The organism is Pseudomonas sp. AF03-9 (genome assembly GCF_020515815.1).
Lineage (GTDB): Bacteria > Pseudomonadota > Gammaproteobacteria > Pseudomonadales > Pseudomonadaceae > Aquipseudomonas.
On sequence record NZ_JAHPJF010000010.1, the window covers coordinates 142,757 to 160,514 of the forward strand.

Annotated in this window: 13 protein-coding genes and 1 pseudogene; 5 read left to right on the forward strand and 9 right to left on the reverse strand. The window is 62.1% G+C overall.

What is annotated here, in order from left to right:
- Nucleotides 1-6: 6 nt before the first annotated feature.
- Both LIY36_RS13850 and LIY36_RS13855 read right to left on the reverse strand, forming a co-directional pair.
- The gene (locus LIY36_RS13850) at nucleotides 7-1,575 is read right to left on the reverse strand and encodes an ABC transporter substrate-binding protein (protein ID WP_226455978.1); all 1,569 of its coding nucleotides are present in this window, start codon (nucleotides 1,573-1,575) and stop codon (nucleotides 7-9) included.
- Between the two features lie 125 nt (nucleotides 1,576-1,700).
- Entirely contained in the window at nucleotides 1,701-2,567 is an 867-nt protein-coding gene (locus LIY36_RS13855; protein WP_226455979.1) for an alpha/beta hydrolase, read from the reverse strand.
- A 131-nt stretch (nucleotides 2,568-2,698) separates the two neighbouring features.
- Here LIY36_RS13855 and LIY36_RS13860 point away from each other — a divergent pair, with 131 nt between their 5' ends.
- From LIY36_RS13860 to LIY36_RS13870, 3 genes and pseudogenes are all read left to right on the forward strand, one after another.
- A complete protein-coding gene (locus LIY36_RS13860) occupies nucleotides 2,699-3,577 on the forward strand; it encodes a LysR family transcriptional regulator (protein ID WP_226455980.1) in 879 nt (292 codons plus the stop codon).
- Between the two features lie 51 nt (nucleotides 3,578-3,628).
- Nucleotides 3,629-3,838: pseudogene (locus LIY36_RS13865) on the forward strand (PadR family transcriptional regulator); the annotation flags it as partial.
- On the forward strand, nucleotides 3,835-4,602 hold the full coding sequence (locus LIY36_RS13870; RefSeq protein ID WP_226455981.1) for a siderophore-interacting protein: 768 nt from the start codon (nucleotides 3,835-3,837) through the stop codon (nucleotides 4,600-4,602). The pseudogene LIY36_RS13865 and the gene LIY36_RS13870, both read left to right, overlap by 4 nt.
- 44 nt (nucleotides 4,603-4,646) lie before the next feature.
- On the opposite strand, the gene LIY36_RS13875 is transcribed toward LIY36_RS13870, so the two are convergent.
- Together LIY36_RS13875 and LIY36_RS13880 are read right to left on the reverse strand one after the other, a co-directional pair.
- A complete protein-coding gene (locus tag LIY36_RS13875; protein WP_226455982.1) occupies nucleotides 4,647-5,273 on the reverse strand; it encodes a Pr6Pr family membrane protein in 627 nt (208 codons plus the stop codon).
- Between the two features lie 4 nt (nucleotides 5,274-5,277).
- Nucleotides 5,278-5,511 carry a VF530 family DNA-binding protein gene (locus tag LIY36_RS13880; RefSeq protein WP_003188882.1) on the reverse strand — a complete coding sequence of 78 codons (234 nt, stop codon included), beginning with the start codon at nucleotides 5,509-5,511 and terminating at the stop codon, nucleotides 5,278-5,280.
- A gap of 149 nt (nucleotides 5,512-5,660) precedes the next feature.
- Between LIY36_RS13880 and LIY36_RS13885 the strand changes: the two genes are divergently transcribed.
- The gene (locus LIY36_RS13885) at nucleotides 5,661-7,679 is read left to right on the forward strand and encodes a TonB-dependent receptor (protein WP_226455983.1); all 2,019 of its coding nucleotides are present in this window, start codon (nucleotides 5,661-5,663) and stop codon (nucleotides 7,677-7,679) included.
- Between the two features lie 438 nt (nucleotides 7,680-8,117).
- Nucleotides 8,118-10,532, forward strand: coding sequence for a glucose/quinate/shikimate family membrane-bound PQQ-dependent dehydrogenase (locus LIY36_RS13890; protein ID WP_192297400.1), 2,415 nt, complete (start codon nucleotides 8,118-8,120; stop codon nucleotides 10,530-10,532).
- A 142-nt stretch (nucleotides 10,533-10,674) separates the two neighbouring features.
- On the opposite strand, the gene LIY36_RS13895 is transcribed toward LIY36_RS13890, so the two are convergent.
- The 5 genes from LIY36_RS13895 to LIY36_RS13915 form a co-directional block, all read right to left on the reverse strand.
- Nucleotides 10,675-11,094, reverse strand: coding sequence for a group I truncated hemoglobin (locus LIY36_RS13895; RefSeq protein WP_192297402.1), 420 nt, complete (start codon nucleotides 11,092-11,094; stop codon nucleotides 10,675-10,677).
- Nucleotides 11,094-11,957, reverse strand: coding sequence for a DUF3034 family protein (locus LIY36_RS13900; protein ID WP_226455984.1), 864 nt, complete (start codon nucleotides 11,955-11,957; stop codon nucleotides 11,094-11,096). Before LIY36_RS13900 ends, LIY36_RS13895 begins: the two co-directional genes overlap by 1 nt.
- Nucleotides 11,958-11,962: 5 nt before the next feature.
- Nucleotides 11,963-14,311, reverse strand: coding sequence for a bifunctional diguanylate cyclase/phosphodiesterase (locus tag LIY36_RS13905; protein WP_226455985.1), 2,349 nt, complete (start codon nucleotides 14,309-14,311; stop codon nucleotides 11,963-11,965).
- Nucleotides 14,295-14,978: a methylamine utilization protein gene (locus LIY36_RS13910; protein ID WP_226455986.1), complete on the reverse strand. Its 684-nt coding sequence runs from the start codon at nucleotides 14,976-14,978 to the stop codon at nucleotides 14,295-14,297. Before LIY36_RS13910 ends, LIY36_RS13905 begins: the two co-directional genes overlap by 17 nt.
- 209 nt (nucleotides 14,979-15,187) lie before the next feature.
- Nucleotides 15,188-17,524 carry a putative bifunctional diguanylate cyclase/phosphodiesterase gene (locus tag LIY36_RS13915; RefSeq protein WP_226455987.1) on the reverse strand — a complete coding sequence of 779 codons (2,337 nt, stop codon included), beginning with the start codon at nucleotides 17,522-17,524 and terminating at the stop codon, nucleotides 15,188-15,190.
- Nucleotides 17,525-17,758: the final 234 nt, after the last annotated feature.

Consider the following 17,758-nt stretch of genomic DNA (forward strand, 5'->3'; position numbering starts at 1 on the left):
TACGCCTTACTTGGAAGTGTCGAGCAGCGTCACGCCCCACAGGCGCGGCTTGGCAACAGGCCAGGAACGATACCCTTCGACGCGCTTGCCCATGGCGCCGATGGCAGTGCCGTTGTAGATAACCACCATGGGCACATCCTTGAGCATCAGCGTGTGCAGCCTGTCGAACAATGAACGGCGTTTGGTTGGGTCAACTTCACGCTGGGCCTCGCGCAATATGGCCAGGGCTTCGGGGTTGTCCCAGACCTTGCGCGGCTCCTTGTCCTTGTCGCCGATCACTGATTCGTAGCTTTGCGCCGCATCGAAACGTCCCGAGTAGGAGAACGACATCATCTGGTAGCTACCCGTCTGGTAACGCTCCAACTGGGTGCCCCACTCTAGGGTTTCCATCTCGATGTTCAACCCTGCCGCTTGGGTCATGGCCTGGCTGAGCAAACCCATGTCAAACATCTGCGGATAGCGCTTGTTGACCAGCATTCGGATCTTTTCACCGCCGTAGCCGGCTTCCTTCAACAGGCGCCGGGCCTCGTCGAGGTTATAGGTATAACCCTTGTGTGCGGTGGCGTCGTAGTACGGGCTCGCCGTGGGAATGATTGAATTGTTGACCACCGACAAACCATCGGACAACGCCGCAACCATCTGCGCGTAATCCAGCGACAATGCCACTGCACGACGGATGCGCACGTCCTTGAGCAACGGGTCGCGAGTCTGGAACAACAGCCCGCTGATGGTCATGATCGGGCTGACCTGGATCTGCAGGTTCTTGACCTGCTTGAGTTGCGCAGCATCCATTGCGGTCACGTCGGGCAGCAGGTCCACGCCACCCGACAGCAGCGCCGCCTTGGCCGAGGCCGAATCGGGGATAACCTCGAACCGCACCGTGTCGACAAACGCCTGCTTGTTGCCGGTGTAACCGTCCGCCTTGTCTTCGGCACGCGGGGTGTATTGCTTGAAGCGATCCAGTTCGACGTATTGGCCCTTCTGCCATCTGCCCAGCGTGAACGGCCCTGTGCCAATCGGTGCGCGCCAACTGCCATCCGCGGCCAGGGAGTCTGGATGCAGGATGCCGCTGCCCGCACAATCCGGGCGCGCCATGGCAGCCAGGAACAAGCCATTGGCCTGATCCAGGGTGAATACCACGGTCTTGGGGTCGGGGCTGGCGATATCAACGATCTTGGCCGCACCGCGCCCATCGAACTCTGCCAGGCAACGCCACTGAGTCTTGGGGGCCAGGTAGCGCTGCCAAGTCCATTGCACATCCTTGGCCGTCAATAGCTGGCCGTTGTGGAAGTGCACGCCGTCACGCAGGGTAAAGGTGTAGCGCAGGCCATCCGCCGAAACGTCAACCGCGCTCGCCAGCATCGGGGCGATGCTGGTGTCTTCACGGTACGCCACCAACCCTTCGACGATATGCATCATCACCGCGTCGGTGTTGTCATCGCGGTTGACGCCTGGGTCGGTGCTACGGATATCACCGTTGAGCCCAACGCTGATGACCTTGTCCTGTGCAACGGCTATGGAAAAGGTGCACGCCGACATTACGACAGCCAATGCCGTCTTTACGTAACTATTCACGGGAGAAAGACTCCTTGAAGGAATGTTCCGGTCAGTGGCGGGAGCCAAGGCAGGACCGGCATCAGAATGAGTGAATCCTTGGTTATTTTTATACGGTCTGTTCTGAGTGCATCACCTGCGGTGTATCAGCCCAGGCTGCGCTTGTGGCGCAACACCTTGGCGAAGAAATCCTGGGCAGCCGGCATCGCCTTGACGCCCTGGTGCGCGACGTTGGGCAGCAGGTCAAAGTGCACTTGCACACCGGCGGCCTCGAAGCTGGCCTTCAAGGTAGCCAGACGTTCCGGTCGCGTACGCCCGGCAGCGTTGGCACCGGCCATGAAGTGTTTGCCGCCTTCACGGTGGGTGATTTCCCAGGTTTCGAGGTCTGAATCCCCCACCACCATATGCACGGGCAATCGCTGCAAGGCTGGCAGGTTCAACGGTTTGCCAAAGCGCGTGGCAAAGTCCCGCACACCGACCCACCAGTCCTGATCGGCATCGAGCAGGGTCACCGAACCGGGCGCGCCGATGGACGCCGCCCAGAGTTTTTCGGGGTGCAGATAGCAGAAGCGATGGGTGAATTGCCCACCACCGGAATAGCCGAACAGTGCAAAGGTATCGAAGCTGCGACCGTAGCGTTTGCCAACGCTGGCGATCATGTCGAGTAGTACTTGGTCGTAACGGATATCGCCCTCGACCATCTGCTTGTAGCCATCACCATTGCCGTCGCCCAGCACACCGACCGGGAACAGCGGCGACAGGATCACACAATCGTTCCAGCGGCCAAACTCCGCGAAGCCATTGCGGTAAACCTCCATCGCACGGGTGGAGCCGTGCAGCGAGACCACCAGATCTACCGGCCGGGTGGTGTCCTCGATGGCTTCAGGCACGTAGAGGGTGTAGGCAAACCGGCTGTCTTCATGGTGGGAGTACACCGTGGTTGCGCCGAGGTGATACACGTTTTTTGCCGCACGCAATGCTGCGTATTCAGGGCTGATATCTGGATTGCTCATTTGGAAAGTTCGCCGAGTCAGTTCGGACTTGAGTATTGGCAGAGCGCAATAAAAAGAAAAACTAATTTAACTTTATGCAGGGTAAACAAAACCTTTACGATGCAATCGCATCCATGAGCACGGGCCTCTCCATGAGCAACATTCGTTTCTTCAAGACGTTTATCGCCGTCGCCGAATACGGCAGTTTTGCCGCCGCCGCCGACCGTGTGGCCCTCACCAATGCTGCTGTCGGCCAGCAAATGCGAGCCCTCGAAGAAGAGATGCGCCGACCGCTGTTCGACCGTAGCCAGCGGCAGATCAAGCTGAGCCGCGATGGCGTGTTGTTGCTGCCCAAGGCCAAGCGCCTGTTGGCGGACTATGAGCAAATGATTGCCGAGGCCCCCGATGGCATGGCCATGGAGGGTGAAGTGTCCATCGGCGGCATTACCTCCGGCATGGGCCTGCTCGCCAATTGCCTGGTGCAACTGAAAAAGCTGCACCCTCGCATTTCGGTCAACCTGATGACCGCCCGCTCCGACGAAGTGGTCAATCTGGTACACGCCGCCAAGCTTGACGCGGCCTTACTGATCGAGACGACACGGCAGAACTTCGATGGATTGAGCTGGACCCTGCTCTACAACGAGCCCATCGTCATGCTCGCCAATGCTGCGCAAACCGCCGGCATCAACGACGCTGTGGAATTGCTCAGGACCCAGCCGTTCATTCGCTATGACCGTTCCACTGCCGTAGGCCGCAAGGTGCAGTCGATCATCAAGAGTGAATCGGTCGAACCGTTGGAAATCCTCGAACTGAACTCAATCATCGGCATCGCCGACCTGGTACGCCAGCAAGTCGGAGTGGCCATCGTGCCGCTGCTGAAAAATTTCGACTGGCACAAAGACCCAAGCCTGCGGGTACTGCCGTTGCCGGGAGACTTGGCGGTGCGCCGAGTGGGGATCTTGGAGCAAGGCACCAAAAGTGCAATTACCGGGGAAATTCGCAAGTTGCTGATGTCGGCCGTGGCAAAGTAATCCTGCCCTTGGCGCCGTTCATCAGTGCCGACCATTGGAAAAGTCCGTGATAACCTGATTCGCCAGATCGACGGCGCCTACACCCCCGGCATGATCGACCCGACGCTGACGTTCCTGGAAAAAAACGCTACACAATCACCGACGCCGGTCGTCTCTTCTCTAGCGAGCCTGCAGTGGCGCTGGAGCCCGCAAAAAATCGTTCGTGTCGCAGCGCTGCTCAATCGCACCGCTCAAACCATTGCCGACGGGAAAGCCCCATGAAGACTCAAGTAATCCACCGCGTTAGCCACGAAATCAAACGCCGTCGCCTGCAGGTGCTGCGGGTGGTCGACATCACCCCGCGCATGCGCCGCATCACCCTGGGCGGGCCTGAGCTGGCAGGGTTTGTCAGCCTGGGCAGCGACGACCATATCAAGCTGCTGTTCCCGCAGAACGCCGCCGAACAAGCCGCGCTGGAGAGCCCGAGTTTCAACATCAAGGGCGACGGCCCGCAACCGGCCATGCGCGACTACACGCCGCGCCGTTTCGACCTGAGCATGGGCGAGTTGGACATCGACTTCGTGCTGCACGGCGACGGCCCCGCGTCGACCTGGGCCGATCAGGCGCAAGTCGGCCAATACCTGTACATCGGCGGGCCACGGGGCTCGATGATCGTGCCGGACATCTTCGACAGCTATCTGCTGATCGGCGACGAAACCGCCCTGCCCGCGATTGCGCGACGCCTGGACGAATTGCCGGCCGGGCGCACGGTGCTGGCGGTGATTGAGATTGCCGATGCGGCGGAAAAGCAGACGCTGAACAGCGCGGCCGATGTAGAGGTGATCTGGGTGATTCGTGGCCAGGATGACCTGGTGGAAACCGTGCGCAAGCTGACACTGCCGAGTGGTTCGCTGTACAGCTTCGTGGCGACGGAAACCAAACTGTCGCGCCAGGTGCGGCGCGTGTTGTTGGATACGCACAAGGTCAACGAGGAATTCCTCAAGGCCGTCGGCTACTGGCGTGCCGAAGGCAGCGAAGAAGACTAAGACCGGACTCGGGCAAAGCTCCCACAGTTGGAGCTTTGCCCGCTTCAGGCGCGGGGGGATTTCAGCAGCTTGTCCAGCCCCACCACCGCCAACGCAACCGCAACAAACCCCGCCAGAATCCCTCCGGCATTCACAAATACTTGTGGATAACCGAGCGTGTCCACATCGATGAACGGGTACTGATACTGCCCAAGCAAATGCCCACGCAGCAGCACATAACCAAAGTAGATCAAGGGGTAGATCACCCACGCGCCGATGTGCTTGAGCCGCAACGTGCCCTTGGGCACACAGCGCCACCAATAGATGCAAAACAGCACCGGCATCACATCGTGCAGCAACTCGTCGGCAACCCATTGAAAGCCTTCCGGCTGCCACAGGTGCCGCAGCAGAAGGCTGTACGCCAGGCCCACCACGACGATGCTCACGGCGATGCCACTGCTGATCCTTGGCGCGAGGAAAAACCGCTTCGCCGCCGAATCGCGCCTGACCAGCGCATAGCTCAACACCACCACCGCCAAGGTGTTGGTCAGTACCGTGAAGAAACTGAAGAAGTTGATCAACCCGCCCAACAGGCTGGCGCCGCTGGACCAGCGCGAATAGAAGATCAGGTATTGCTGGATTGCCAGCCCCGCCCAGCCGGCCAGCGCCGCTGCGGCCACAAAGCGCTTCACCGGCTCAATCCAACGGGCGTTTGGTGCGCATCAGCTTGACGTACAACCCTTCGACTTTTTCCCGCGCCCATGGGGTCTTGCGCAGGAAGGTCAGGCTCGACTTGATGCTCGGATCACTCTTGAAGCAGCGAATATCAATGCGTTCGGCCAGGCCGGACCATTCGTAGTGTTCCACCAGGGTGGTGAGGACGTGTTGCAGGGTCACACCGTGGAGGGGGTCGTTGCTTGTCGCGGTCATGCCAGGCCTATGAAAAAAGTGCTCACGAAGGTGCACACCTTAGCACTGCACCTGCCAGTTATAAAAAGTTCCCGTTCCCAGCGAAAAAGAGATGTTATATTGTAACTATAGTTATCAAATCTTTTCGCCGTTTTGCCAAGGAATGTCCGATGTCCCTCTCTTCTCTGTGGCGCTTGACCCCGCTTGCCGCCGCCCTGTTGATCTGCTCACAAGCCCAGGCCCTTGAGCTGCAACCCCAAGTCATCACCGGCAACCCGCTGGGCAGCGAGCAACTCGCTTCGCCGACCACTGTGCTGGAAGGCGATGACCTGACCCTGCAACAAAAAGGCAGCCTCGGCGAAACCCTCAACAAGCAGCCAGGCGTGTCGTCCTCATACTTCGGCCCAGGTGCCAGCCGGCCGATCATCCGTGGCCAGGACGGCGACCGTATCCGCATCCTGCGCAACGGCGTCGGCGCACTGGATGCGTCGTCGTTGTCCTACGACCACGCGGTGCCGCTGGACCCGATCAATGTCGACCGCATTGAAATCGTGCGCGGCCCGGCGGCCTTGCTGTACGGCGGCAGCGCCATCGGCGGCGTGGTGAATACCTTCGACAACCGCATTCCCACCGAAGCCATCGAAGGCATCCACGGTGTCGGTGAATTGCGCTACGGCGGCGCCGACACCACCCGCAGCAGCGCGGGCAAGCTGGAAGCCGGCAACGGCACGTTCGCCTTGCACCTGGATGCCAACGCACGGGAATTCAACGACCTCAAGATCCCGGGCCAGGCCCGCAGCCGCCATGCACCCGAGACCGACGATGGCCCCGGCAAAAACGGGCGCCTGGGCAACAGCGACGGGCGCCAGGACGGCGGCGCCGTAGGCGGTTCCTACACCTGGGACGACGGTTACGCCGGGCTGTCCTACAGCAATTACGACGCTAACTACGGCTCCCCCGCCGAGCAGGACGTGCGTATCCGCATGAAGCAGGATCACTACGCCTTCGCCTCCGAAATCCGTAACCTGCAAGGGCCGTTTACCTCGGTCAAAGTCGACGCGGGCTACACCGATTACGAACACCGCGAGATCGAAGGCGGCGAAACCGGCACGATCTTCAAGAACAAGGGTTATGAAGCCCGCGTCGAAGCCCGTCACCAACCGATCGGCCCGTTCAACGGCGTGGTCGGCGCCCAAGTGACGCGCAACGAATTTTCGGCCCTGGGTGAAGAAGCCTTCGTACCGCAGACCGATACCAATGCCGGCGCGCTGTTTATCCTCGAAGAGATGCAGGCCACCGAACGCCTCAAGCTCAGCCTCGGCGGGCGCCTGGAACACACCAGTGTCGACCCGGACGCCAAGGGCAACGCCCGCTTTGCCGGCGCCGACAAATCCAATGATTTCACCGCCGGCAGCCTGTCCTCGGGCGCGGTCTATACCCTCACGCCGATCTGGTCGCTGGCCGCGACCCTGGGCTACACCGAGCGCGCCCCGACCTTCTACGAGCTGTACGCCAACGGCGCCCACGTCGCCACCGGCACCTACGAGTTGGGCGACGCCAACCTGAAGAAAGAGAAAGCCGTGTCCAGCGACCTGGCCCTGCGCTTTGACAATGGTACCCACAAGGGCAGCTTCGGCGTGTTCTACAGCCACTTCTCCAATTACATCGGCTTGTTGGGCAGTGGTCGTACGCTGAACGATGAAGGCGAAGAAGACGCAGATGGCATCCCCGAGTACAAATACTCCGGCGTACGCGCCCGTTTCGCAGGCTTTGAGGCCCAGGATCACTGGAAACTCGGCGAAGGCGCCTACGGCAAGTTCGCACTGGAGCTGTCGGGCGACTACACCCGCGCCACCAACCTCGACACCGGCGAAGCCTTGCCACGCATCGCCCCGCTGCGCTTGAACAGCGGCTTGCTGTGGGAACTGGAGCGTTGGCAAGCGCGCATCGACGTGGAACACGCCGCCGGCCAGGGCCGTGTGCCGGACAACGAAAGCGGCACCGATGGCTACACCACCCTGGGCGCGAGCGCGGGTTACCGCTTCAACGTCGGTGGCAGCGAGTGGCTGGCGTTTGTGAACGGTGAAAACCTCACCAACCAGACCGTGCGCTATGCCAGCTCGATCCTGCGGGACATCGCGCCGGCGCCGGGGCGTAGTGTGCAGTTCGGCGTTCGTACGACGTTCTAAGCGACACCGTAGATCCCCTGTGGGAGCGGGCTTGCTCGCGAATGCGGTGGATCAGTCACAGCTGCATTGACTGACACACCGCATTCGCGAGCAAGCCCGCTCCCACATTGATTTTGCAGCGACGATTCGTCACTGTTACCAATTCAGAAATGATGCATATCGCGATTCGCCCTTTCTCTCCAAGACAACTCCCTTTATCCTTCCCGGCAACAACCTGAAACGTTTCATTTCCCCGGTCGACCCCATCTTGCCGAAGCCTCCTGCTCGTAAAGACAGCGCTGTCTTACACCCCCCTGCGCCTGGGAATAAATCGCCCGCCTGTGGATAACCCTGCTTATCCACAGAAAAACCGACTATCGCTGAACCAAGCCCGCGCTGAATCGTCATCTACAGTGAAGCACGGGGTTACATAATTCCAACGTAACGGAGAAACACACTATGAGCACTGATGGTGCTTCAAGTCCGAGCCGCTTGCTGCCCAAGCTGCTAGGCGTCTTGCTGCTGATCATGGGCCTGGCCTTGCTGGCCGGCGGCGTCAAGCTGAGTATGCTCGGCGGGTCGCTGTACTACTTGCTGGCCGGTATCGGCGTCGGCCTGACCGGCATCCTGCTGCTGGCCAACCGCCGCGCCGCGCTGGGCCTGTACGCTCTGGTGCTGTTCGCCAGCACCGTATGGGCCCTGTGGGAAGTCGGCCTGGACTGGTGGCAATTGGTGCCGCGCCTGGCACTGCTGTTTGCCTTGGGCATCGTCATGCTGCTGCCGTGGGTCCGTCGCCCGCTGCTGAACGGCCAACCGGCGCCACTGGGCACCGGCGCGCTGAGCGTGGCCGTGGTGCTGGCGGGTGCTACTGCCCTGGCCAGCCAATTCACCAACCCGGGTGAACTGGTCAAAGGCCAGCTGGACCGCGACGCCGTGCCTGGCATGACCAACACCGCACCGCCCCAGCCCGATGGCGACTGGAATTCCTACGGCCGCTCGGCCTTTGGTGACCGTTACTCGCCGCTGGCGCAGATCACCCCGCAGAACGTCAGCAAGCTGGTTCCGGCGTGGACCTACCGCACCGGCGACCTGCCTGGCCCGAACGATCCAGGCGAGACCACCGCGGAAAACACCCCGCTGAAAGTCAACGGCATGCTCTACGTGTGCACCCCACACAGCCAAGTAATTGCCCTGGACCCGGACACCGGCAAGGAAATCTGGCGCTTCGATCCGAAGATCAGCAGCATGGGCGCCGAGAACTTCAAAGGCTGGGCCCACATGACCTGCCGTGGCGTGTCGTATCACGATGACGCCGTCTACGCCTCCGAACAGAGCCCGACCGGCAGCGCCAGCCCGGCCGCCGCGCCGAATGCCTGCCCGAAACGCATTTTCGTACCGACTGCCGACACCCGTCTGATCGCTCTGAACGCCGACACCGGCAAGATGTGCGAAGACTTCGGTGACAAAGGCCAGGTCGACCTGCGCGCCAACATCGGTGGTTTCGCCCCCGGCGGTTACTACTCCACTTCGCCACCGGCCGTGACCAAAAACCTGGTGGTGATCGGCGGTCACGTCACCGACAACGTCTCCACCGACGAGCCGAGCGGCGTGATCCGTGCGTTCGACGTGCACACCGGCAAGCTGGTGTGGAACTGGGACAGCGGCAACCCGGACGACACCACCCCGTTGGCCGAAGGCAAGACCTACACCCGTAACTCGCCGAACATGTGGTCCATGTTCTCGGTGGATGAAAAACTCGGCCTGCTCTACCTGCCGATGGGCAACCAGATGCCCGACCAATACGGCGGCGACCGTACCGACGAATCGGAAAAATACAGCGCCGGCCTGACCGCTCTGGACATCGATAGCGGTCACGTGAAATGGCACTTCCAGTTCACGCACCATGACCTCTGGGACATGGACGTGGGCGGCCAACCTTCGCTGGTCGACATCAAGACCGCTGACGGCGTCAAGCAAGCGGTGATGGCGTCGACCAAGCAAGGCAGCATCTACGTGCTGGACCGTGCGACCGGCCAACCTGTGGTGCCGATCAACGAAGTCCCTGTACCGCAAGGCGCAGTGGCCGGTGATCGCACCTCGCCGACCCAACCCAAGTCCGACCTGAACTTCATGCCGCCGCCGTTGAAAGAGCGCGACATGTGGGGCGTGACCCCGTTCGACCAACTGCTGTGCCGGATTGATTTCAAATCCATGCGCTACGACGGTCCGTTCACTCCGCCATCGCTGCAGGGTTCGATCGTTTACCCAGGTAACTTCGGCGTGTTCGACTGGGGTGGCATTTCTGTCGACCCAGTACGCCAACTGGCCTTCGTCAACCCAAGCTACATGGCGTTCAAGTCCAAGCTGATCCCGGCCGCCGACATCGCCAAGCAAGGCCCGCGCGTCAGCGAAACCGAAGGCGTGCAGCCGAACAAAGGCGCGCCGTACGGCGTGATCCTCGAAGCGCTGCTGTCGCCACTGGGCCTGCCGTGCCAGGCGCCGGCCTGGGGTTATGTGGCTGCGGTCGACCTGACCACCCACAAAACCATCTGGATGCACAAGAACGGCACCGTGCGTGATAGCGCGCCGGTACCAATCCCGCTGACCATGGGCGTGCCAAGCCTGGGCGGGACGTTCACCACCGCCGGTGGCGTCGCGTTCCTCAGCGGCACCCTGGACCAGTACCTGCGTGCCTATGACGTGAAAAACGGCAAGCAACTGTGGGAAGGCCGCCTGCCAGCAGGCGCGCAAACCACACCGATGACCTACACCGGCAAGGACGGCAAGCAGTACGTGCTGGTCGTGGCGGGCGGTCATGGTTCCCTGGGTACCAAGCAGGGTGACTATGTGATGGCGTTCAAACTGCCCGATTAAGCTTTACCGGCAGTAAAAAAGGCGGCGACCTGTTGAGGGTCGCCGCCTTTTTTCATGTTCATTGACACAAAACCAACTGTGGGAACGGGCTTGTGTGGGAGCAGGTTTGCTCCCACATTTTTTGACGGTGTTGTCTGCAAGCTCAGTGCTCGATCACTTCACCGCGCATCGGCGCCAACCGCGCTATCAGGCGATTCTGCACCGGCACCGAAATCCCTTGCTTGTCCATCGCCGCGATCAAATCCTCGACCAACGCATTGAAGTCACTGCGGCTCACATTCTGCCCCTTGTGACTCTCCGCCATGCTGTCCCCGGTATACACGCACGGTCCGCCCGCCTCTGCGCAAAACTGCTCGATCAGCTTATTACGCAAACGCTGGATGTCGATCCGCCGGAAGCGCTCGACGATGCGCTCATCACGGGCGATGTTGAGCAGCATGCCCTCGACGATCCGCGTGATGCCGGGCATGGCGCCAAGGTCACGGTACAGGCTGTCATCCTTCGGCGGTTGCTGGGCGCAGGCGCCGAGCAGCAGGACCAGGCATAGCGGTAGCCAGCGCATCAAAAACTCCCTTGCACAGACAGATAAGTGCCGTTCTGGTTATCCAGCGTGGCGATTTCGCCGAGGCGTGCGTAGGCCAATACAAACGACACATGCTTGTTCGGGAAGTAGCCGACAAACACATCCGCCCAGTCGCTTTCACCGGCAAACGACAGGTTGTCAGGCTTTTCGCGGTATTCCACGCCCACCGCCCAGCGCGGGTTGAACAGCAGCGCCACCGAGCCTTCCTTGAGCAGGCTGCGGCTGTCACGGCGGTCGCCGCCAAAACCGAGCAAGCCGGTTTCATTGGCGCGGCTGTAGCGCAGGCTGCCGTTGACCAGCACGTTGTAGCCAAAGGCTGCACCCATGAACAAACGGCTGGCGGCCAGGTAGCCTTCGACGTCGCTGTCGCGCTTGGCACCGACCAGGTTGGGAATGTCGAAGTTAGTCTGGTGCTTGTATTCCAGGCCCAGGGACACCTGGGGCAGGTTGTCGTAGATCACATCGCCAAACAGCCGCACCTTGAGGCCCAGTACGTCCTGGCCGAGGTTGTCTTCGGGCAGGTCCAGCTTGTGCACCAGGGTGCCCAGGTCGAAACGCTGGCGGGCGAAAGACAGCTCGACGCGGTTGTCATAGGCCAGCGCCAGCCCGGCCACGTCGAGCCGGTAGTCCGGCAGGTTGACCGTGGTGGCGAACGCCGTGGCGCCCCACTCGTGCTGTTCGCCGTAACCGGCCAGCACCGCCCACGGCGTGATCCCGCCGCCCGCCGTGCCTTCAATGCTGCTGGCGCCGCCGGTGGCAATCAGGCGGCCGTTGTCGGCCAGCGCCGTTTGCAGGGTCAGGGCGCCGAGGCAGCCGATCAGAACGGAACAACGCACGCGCATGTCACTCAATGAACCAGGGAAGTTTGCGCACTGAGGGGCAACGCCACCCAGGCTTCGAAAGCATCGGCACTCAACGGCCGGCTGATCAGATAACCCTGGGCCGTGTCGCATTGCCAGCGCTCCAGCAAGCGTAGGCTATGGGCGTACTCGACGCCCTCGGCGACGACCTTGAGACCCAGGTTGTGGCTCATCTCGATGGTGGAACGCACGATCACCGCGTCTTCACTGGTTTCATCAAGGTTGCGCACAAAGGATTGGTCGATCTTCAACTCTTGCACCGGCAGGCGCTTGAGGTGCGCCAGCGACGAATAGCCGGTGCCGAAGTCATCCACCGACAGGCTGATGCCACAGTCGCGCAGCAGGTGCAGGACTTTCAGGGCTTTTTCCGGCTCGCGCATCACCGCGCTTTCGGTGATCTCGAACAGCAGTTGTTCGGCCGGCAAGCCATAACGGCGCAGCAGCGCCGAGACGCGATGGGCCAGGTCATCACCGAGCAGATCATCCGCCGAGATGTTCAGCGACAGTTGCAGGGACAGGCCGCGCCGGTTCCATTCACACAGTTGGCGGATGCCCTCCTCGATCACCCAATGGGTCAGCAACTGGATACTGCCCGAGCGTTCGGCCAGGGGGATGAATTCCGCCGGCGAAACCATGCCGAACTGCGGATGCTGCCAGCGCAACAGGGCTTCGGCCTGGCGTACGTGGCCTTGGCGGATGTCGAGTTTGGGTTGGTAGTGCAAGAGCAACTGGCCCTGGCTGGGCGCGTGGCGCAGGTCGCGGATCAGGGTGACCTGGCGACGGTGCACAAGGTCGCGACCGTGTTCGTAGATCTGCAGGCGGCCGGGCATTTGCGCGGCGTCCTTCATTGCAATCGCCGCACGCTCGAGCAAGGTGTCGGCGCTTTCACCATCGTCCGGGTAGGCCGCAATGCCAAGGCGGCAATCCAGCGCCAGGTCGTGGCCGTTGATGCGGCGTGGGCGCAGCAGCAACTGTTGCAGCTTGTCGGCCAGGCCCACCGCTTCGTCGCTGCCGGCGCCTTCGAGCAGCAGCAGGAATTCGTCGGCGATCAAATGCGCCAGGGTATCGCCGGGGCGCAACGCGCCTTGCAGGCTGCGGCTCACGTCCAGCAACAACTGGTCGACTGCCTCAGGCCCGGCGGTTTCGCTGGCAGCGCGCAGGTTGTCGATGCCCAGGTAGATCAGCGCCATCGGCCGGTGCGTGGCAATGGCATTGCCCAGGCGTTCCATGGCCAATGCGCGGTTGGGCAAGCCGGTGAGGCGATCATGCAAGGCGTTGTGCGCCAGTTGCAGCTCGCGCTCGGCGATGCCGCTTTGCATCGAGTTGAACACGCTGGCCAAGCGCCCCAGTTCATCACTGCGCGCCAGCACCACGGGCGTCTGGTAATCGCCCTGGCCGATGCGTTCGGCGGCGAGCGCCAGGGCCTGCACCGGGCGCGAGACACCGCGTGCCAGCAGCAAGGCACCGATCAACGAGGCAATCAACGCGATCAAGGCAATCCCGAGGATTTTTTCGTCGAGCGGCGCAAACGCCTGCATCGCCGCATCCAAGGGGCTCTGCAACAGGGCCAGGACCTGGCCGTCGGCGTCGCTGGCCAACACCAGCGACTGGCTGAGAAAACTGTGTTCCAGGTGTTCGGTGGTGGCCACACCGTGATGCGTACCCTGCGCCAGCATCAGGTTGACGATACTGTCGCGCAGCACCTGGGGCTGGGTGCTGACCAACTCGCCCGGCTGCTGGCGGTCGAGGCTCAAGAACGACACTTCCAGGTTGCTCAACGAGCGCAGCTCTTCGGCGAACGCGCTGTCCATGCGCAGGCCCATCACTACCCGCGCAATCGGCAGCGGCGCGAGCACCGGCGCTTCCACCAGCAGGTGCGGCATGCCTTGCAGCGGCACCATCAGCATGGTCTGGCGATTGCGCCGCGCATCGCGCAGCGCCTGGTCATAACGAAAGGTCGAGCCTTCGGGCACCTCGTCGAGGGTGCTGGCGAGGACTTTGCCGTCCATGCCCAACAGGATCATGTCGCTGGCGTTGATGCGCTTGCCGTGGTTGAACAGTACCGAGCGCATGGTGGCCGAATCGCCACTGGCCACCGCATCGCGAAAACCGAAGTCGGACGCCAGCAACTGCACACCATCGGCCAGGCGCCGGCCGCGCACGTCGAGCAAGCGTTCGAAGACCCGCGCACCGACTTCCAATTGCGCCTTGGCCTGGCCGCGCACCGCCTCGCTGGTCGCGGCCTTGACGCTGAAATACAGCGCACCGACCACCACCAGCAACAGCAGGATCAGCACACTGGCGACACGCGCCTGGAAGCTACTGCGCAGTTTCATGGGCGGCTCGATTGAAGGCATCGCCAAACGCAGTCGGTGTGGGCGCTGGCGGCAGGTCGGCCGACGGCGGTTCAAGCTTGAGTTGCACGGCGTGGCTCAGGCCCGCGGCAGGCAGGCTCAGGGTGCCGCCGTCCTGCGGCTGCATGTCGAGCAATTGCGGGTGCCACAGGGTGACGTGGTAGGCACCGGCCGGCAGGTTGTCCAGGCGCACGCGGCCTTGGGCATCGCTGACGCCGAAGCGGGGGTCGTCGGTGACATAGATGTAGCCGAGCATCCAATCGTGGATATTGCAGCCGAGCACCACCACCCCGGGCTTGTCGAACAGCAACGGTTCGGTGGGCGTGCCTTCGTACAGGCGCAGTTCAAAGCGCTTGGCCGCGGAGAACGAATAGACCTGATGGCGGATGTTGTCGCTGTTGGGGAAGCGCACCTGGGTGCCGGTGTGCACCGCCAGCACATGGGGCGCGAACTTCTGGCCGCGTTGATCCATATCGGCCTTGAGCGTGCCGACGGGCGCACCGACCGGACCTTGCAAGGTGATCACGGCATCGCTGACCGGCGTCTGATCGGCCTGGCGCACCTGTACGTCCAGTGTCGCGGCACCGGCGTCGGTGTGGGCGGACAACAATACGGCCGCCAGGGAAAACTGTAGGAAAATCCGGTTCATCAAGGGTCCGCACGGCAGTGAAAAAAAGCGGCCTGCCTTGGCACATACGAGGGTTATGGCGCAGATGATGCCGCAAACAAGGCCAATTGCCATCATTGTTTCAGCGCAAAGCTTGACCGCCGGTCGGCAAAAAACTATGCAATCGGTCAGGACATGTAGAGGTCATCGGCGCAGCACGAAAAATCTGTAGCCGCTGCAACCGGGGTTTTCTAGAGCGGCACCCGCTCGCGGCGCATCCACATCTCGAACGCCATGGCATTCAATGGCCGGCTGATCAGGTAACCCTGGGCGGTGTCGCACTTCCACTGCTTGAGCAGCTTCAGGCTCGGCGCAAACTCCACGCCTTCGGCCACCACCTTGAGCCCCAGGTTGTGGCTCATCTCGATGGTGGAACGCACGATTACCCCGTCGCCGCTGGTGCTGTCGAGGTTGCGCACAAAGGACTGGTCGATCTTCAACTCCTGCACCGGCAAGCGCTGCAATTGCGCGAGGGACGAATAGCCGGTGCCGTAGTCGTCCACCGACAGACTGATGCCGCAACCGCGCAGTTGCTCCAACACGTTCAGTGCCTGTTGCGGGTTGTGCATGATCGCGCTTTCGGTGATCTCGAAGATCAGTTGCTCGGCCGCCACCGCGTAGTGCATCAGCAACGCGGTGACACGAATCGCCAGGTCATCATCGGCCAGGTCATCCACCGAAATATTCACCGACAGTTGGATATGCAGCCCGCGCTGCCCCCACTCGGCAATCTGGCGGATCGCTTCTTCGATCACCCACAGAGTCAGGCTGGCCATGCTGCCGGTGCGCTCGGCCAGGGGAATGAACTCGGCCGGCGACACCTGGCCCAGGGTCGGATGTTGCCAGCGCAGCAAGGCTTCGGCCTGGCGCACATAGCCCTGGCTGAGGTCGAGCTTGGGCTGGTAGCACAGGAACAGTTCGCCTTCGACCACCGCACGGCGCAGGTCGCGGATCAGGGTGATCTGGCGCTGGTGGGCCAACTCGCGGTGCTGCTGATAGATCTGCAAATGCCCGGGCAAGGTGGCCGCGTCGTGCCGGGCAATCGCGGCGCGGCTGATCAACTCTTCCACCTGCTGGCCGTCCCCGGGGTAGGCGGCGATGCCGATACTGACCTCGTGGCGCACTTCGTCATGGCCGATGCGCTGGGGTTCGGTGAGCAGCGCGTAGAGGCGGTCGGCGCGGGCGACGGCGCGGTCGATCTCGGTGTTTTCCAGCAGCACCAGGAATTCACTGCCAGCGATACGGGCGGCAGTGTCGCTGGCGAGCAGGCTCATGGACAGGCAACGGCTGGCTTCGCGGAGCATTTCCTCGACGCCCTGGGCGCCGAAACCCTCGTTGATCAGGCGGTAGTTTTCGATCCCCACATACAGCAACACCACTGGCCGACGCGCACTGATCGCGCTGCCCAGGCGCTCCATCGCCAGCGCACGGTTGGGCAGGCCGGTAAGAGAGTCATGCAGGGCGTTGTGCGCCAGTTGCCGCTCGCGCACGGCGATGCCGCTTTGCATGGCATTGAACGCCCGGGCCAACAGTCCGAATTCATCGTGGCTGCGCACACGCACCGGGGTGCGGTAATCGCCGGCACCGATACGGTCCGCGGCCTCCACCAACGCATTCAGCGGGCGCGATACCCGCCGCGCCAGGAACAACGCGCCGGCCAGCGACACCACCAGCACCGCCAGGGCTATCCCGAGGAACTGCCGGTCCAGCGGCGCAAAGGATTCCAGGGCGTGGTCCAGTGGGCTTTGCAGCAGCACCCGCACCTCATCGCTCTCGCCGGTGTTGGCCAGCGACAGCACCTGACTGAGCAAGCGCTGGCCGTGGAAGCGTTCGATGTAGGCCTCGGAGGTGGCCGGCACCCGGCGCAGCGTGGCGAGAATATCGGCGCGGACCGTGTCGGGCTGAGTGCTGAACAACGGGCCGGTGCGACCGTCCTGCCTGGCGAGGAACGACACTTCCAGGTTGCTCATGGAACGCAGTTCGTTGGCGAACTGGGCGTCCATCGCAAAGCCCATGACGACGCGTGCCACCGGCTGCGGGTTCAAGACGTCCTTTTGCACCAGCAGGTAGGGATGCCCGTCCATGGCCACGATCAACATTTGCAGACCGCTGCGCCGCGCATGGCGCAAGGCTGCGTCCTGGGGGAACAGCATGCCAGGGGTGAACAGCGGCAAGGTGCTGACCGTGACCCTACCGTCCAGGCCCAATACAAACACTTCGCTGGAACCGATACCGGTGCCGTGCCGGTACAACGCGGCCAGGATGGCTGCGGTCTTGCCTTCGCTCACGGCTTGCTTGAAAGGTTCGTCGGCGGTCAGCCAGTCCAGGCCGTATTGCAGGCGGCGACCGCGCAGGTCGAGCAGGCGCTCGAACACCTGGCTGCCGGTTTCCAGCTGGACCTCGGCCTGGTTCTCGACGGCCCGGGTGGTTGCGGCCTTGACGGCAAAGTAAGTGGCGGCGACGACCACCAACAGCAATAACGCGAGCACCCCGGCGATACGGGTCTGGAACGTATGGCGCCACCTCATTGCAGTGCCCTCTGGCAGCAACTGTGTCTTTCTGCCACTACGTCCCTGTGTCATACGCATCCCTGGCAACTGCTGACCTGGCGTCAAAAAAACATCCATTTCAATTGGATATTCGGTTTAAGCAGGTTAGCTGGGACCTGGGATATGTACACCCAATAGAACATGGAAAATCACTGCCAATTTATTGGCGACACTGGCTTGACCGAACGTCCATCTCCCCCGCGTTCGACACCT

Bases quoted from the DNA above. Each gene is read 5' to 3' on its own strand.
- LIY36_RS13855 (WP_226455979.1), bottom strand. From the start codon at position 2,567: ATGAGCAATCCAGATATCAGCCCTGAATACGCAGCATTGCGTGCGGCA.
- LIY36_RS13860 (WP_226455980.1), top strand. From the start codon at position 2,699: ATGAGCAACATTCGTTTCTTCAAGACGTTTATCGCCGTCGCCGAATAC.
- LIY36_RS13870 (WP_226455981.1), top strand. From the start codon at position 3,835: ATGAAGACTCAAGTAATCCACCGCGTTAGCCACGAAATCAAACGCCGT.
- LIY36_RS13880 (WP_003188882.1), bottom strand. From the start codon at position 5,511: ATGACCGCGACAAGCAACGACCCCCTCCACGGTGTGACCCTGCAACAC.
- LIY36_RS13885 (WP_226455983.1), top strand. From the start codon at position 5,661: ATGTCCCTCTCTTCTCTGTGGCGCTTGACCCCGCTTGCCGCCGCCCTG.
- LIY36_RS13890 (WP_192297400.1), top strand. From the start codon at position 8,118: ATGAGCACTGATGGTGCTTCAAGTCCGAGCCGCTTGCTGCCCAAGCTG.
- LIY36_RS13895 (WP_192297402.1), bottom strand. From the start codon at position 11,094: ATGCGCTGGCTACCGCTATGCCTGGTCCTGCTGCTCGGCGCCTGCGCC.
- LIY36_RS13900 (WP_226455984.1), bottom strand. From the start codon at position 11,957: ATGCGCGTGCGTTGTTCCGTTCTGATCGGCTGCCTCGGCGCCCTGACC.
- LIY36_RS13905 (WP_226455985.1), bottom strand. From the start codon at position 14,311: ATGAAACTGCGCAGTAGCTTCCAGGCGCGTGTCGCCAGTGTGCTGATC.
- LIY36_RS13910 (WP_226455986.1), bottom strand. From the start codon at position 14,978: ATGAACCGGATTTTCCTACAGTTTTCCCTGGCGGCCGTATTGTTGTCC.
- LIY36_RS13915 (WP_226455987.1), bottom strand. From the start codon at position 17,524: ATGAGGTGGCGCCATACGTTCCAGACCCGTATCGCCGGGGTGCTCGCG.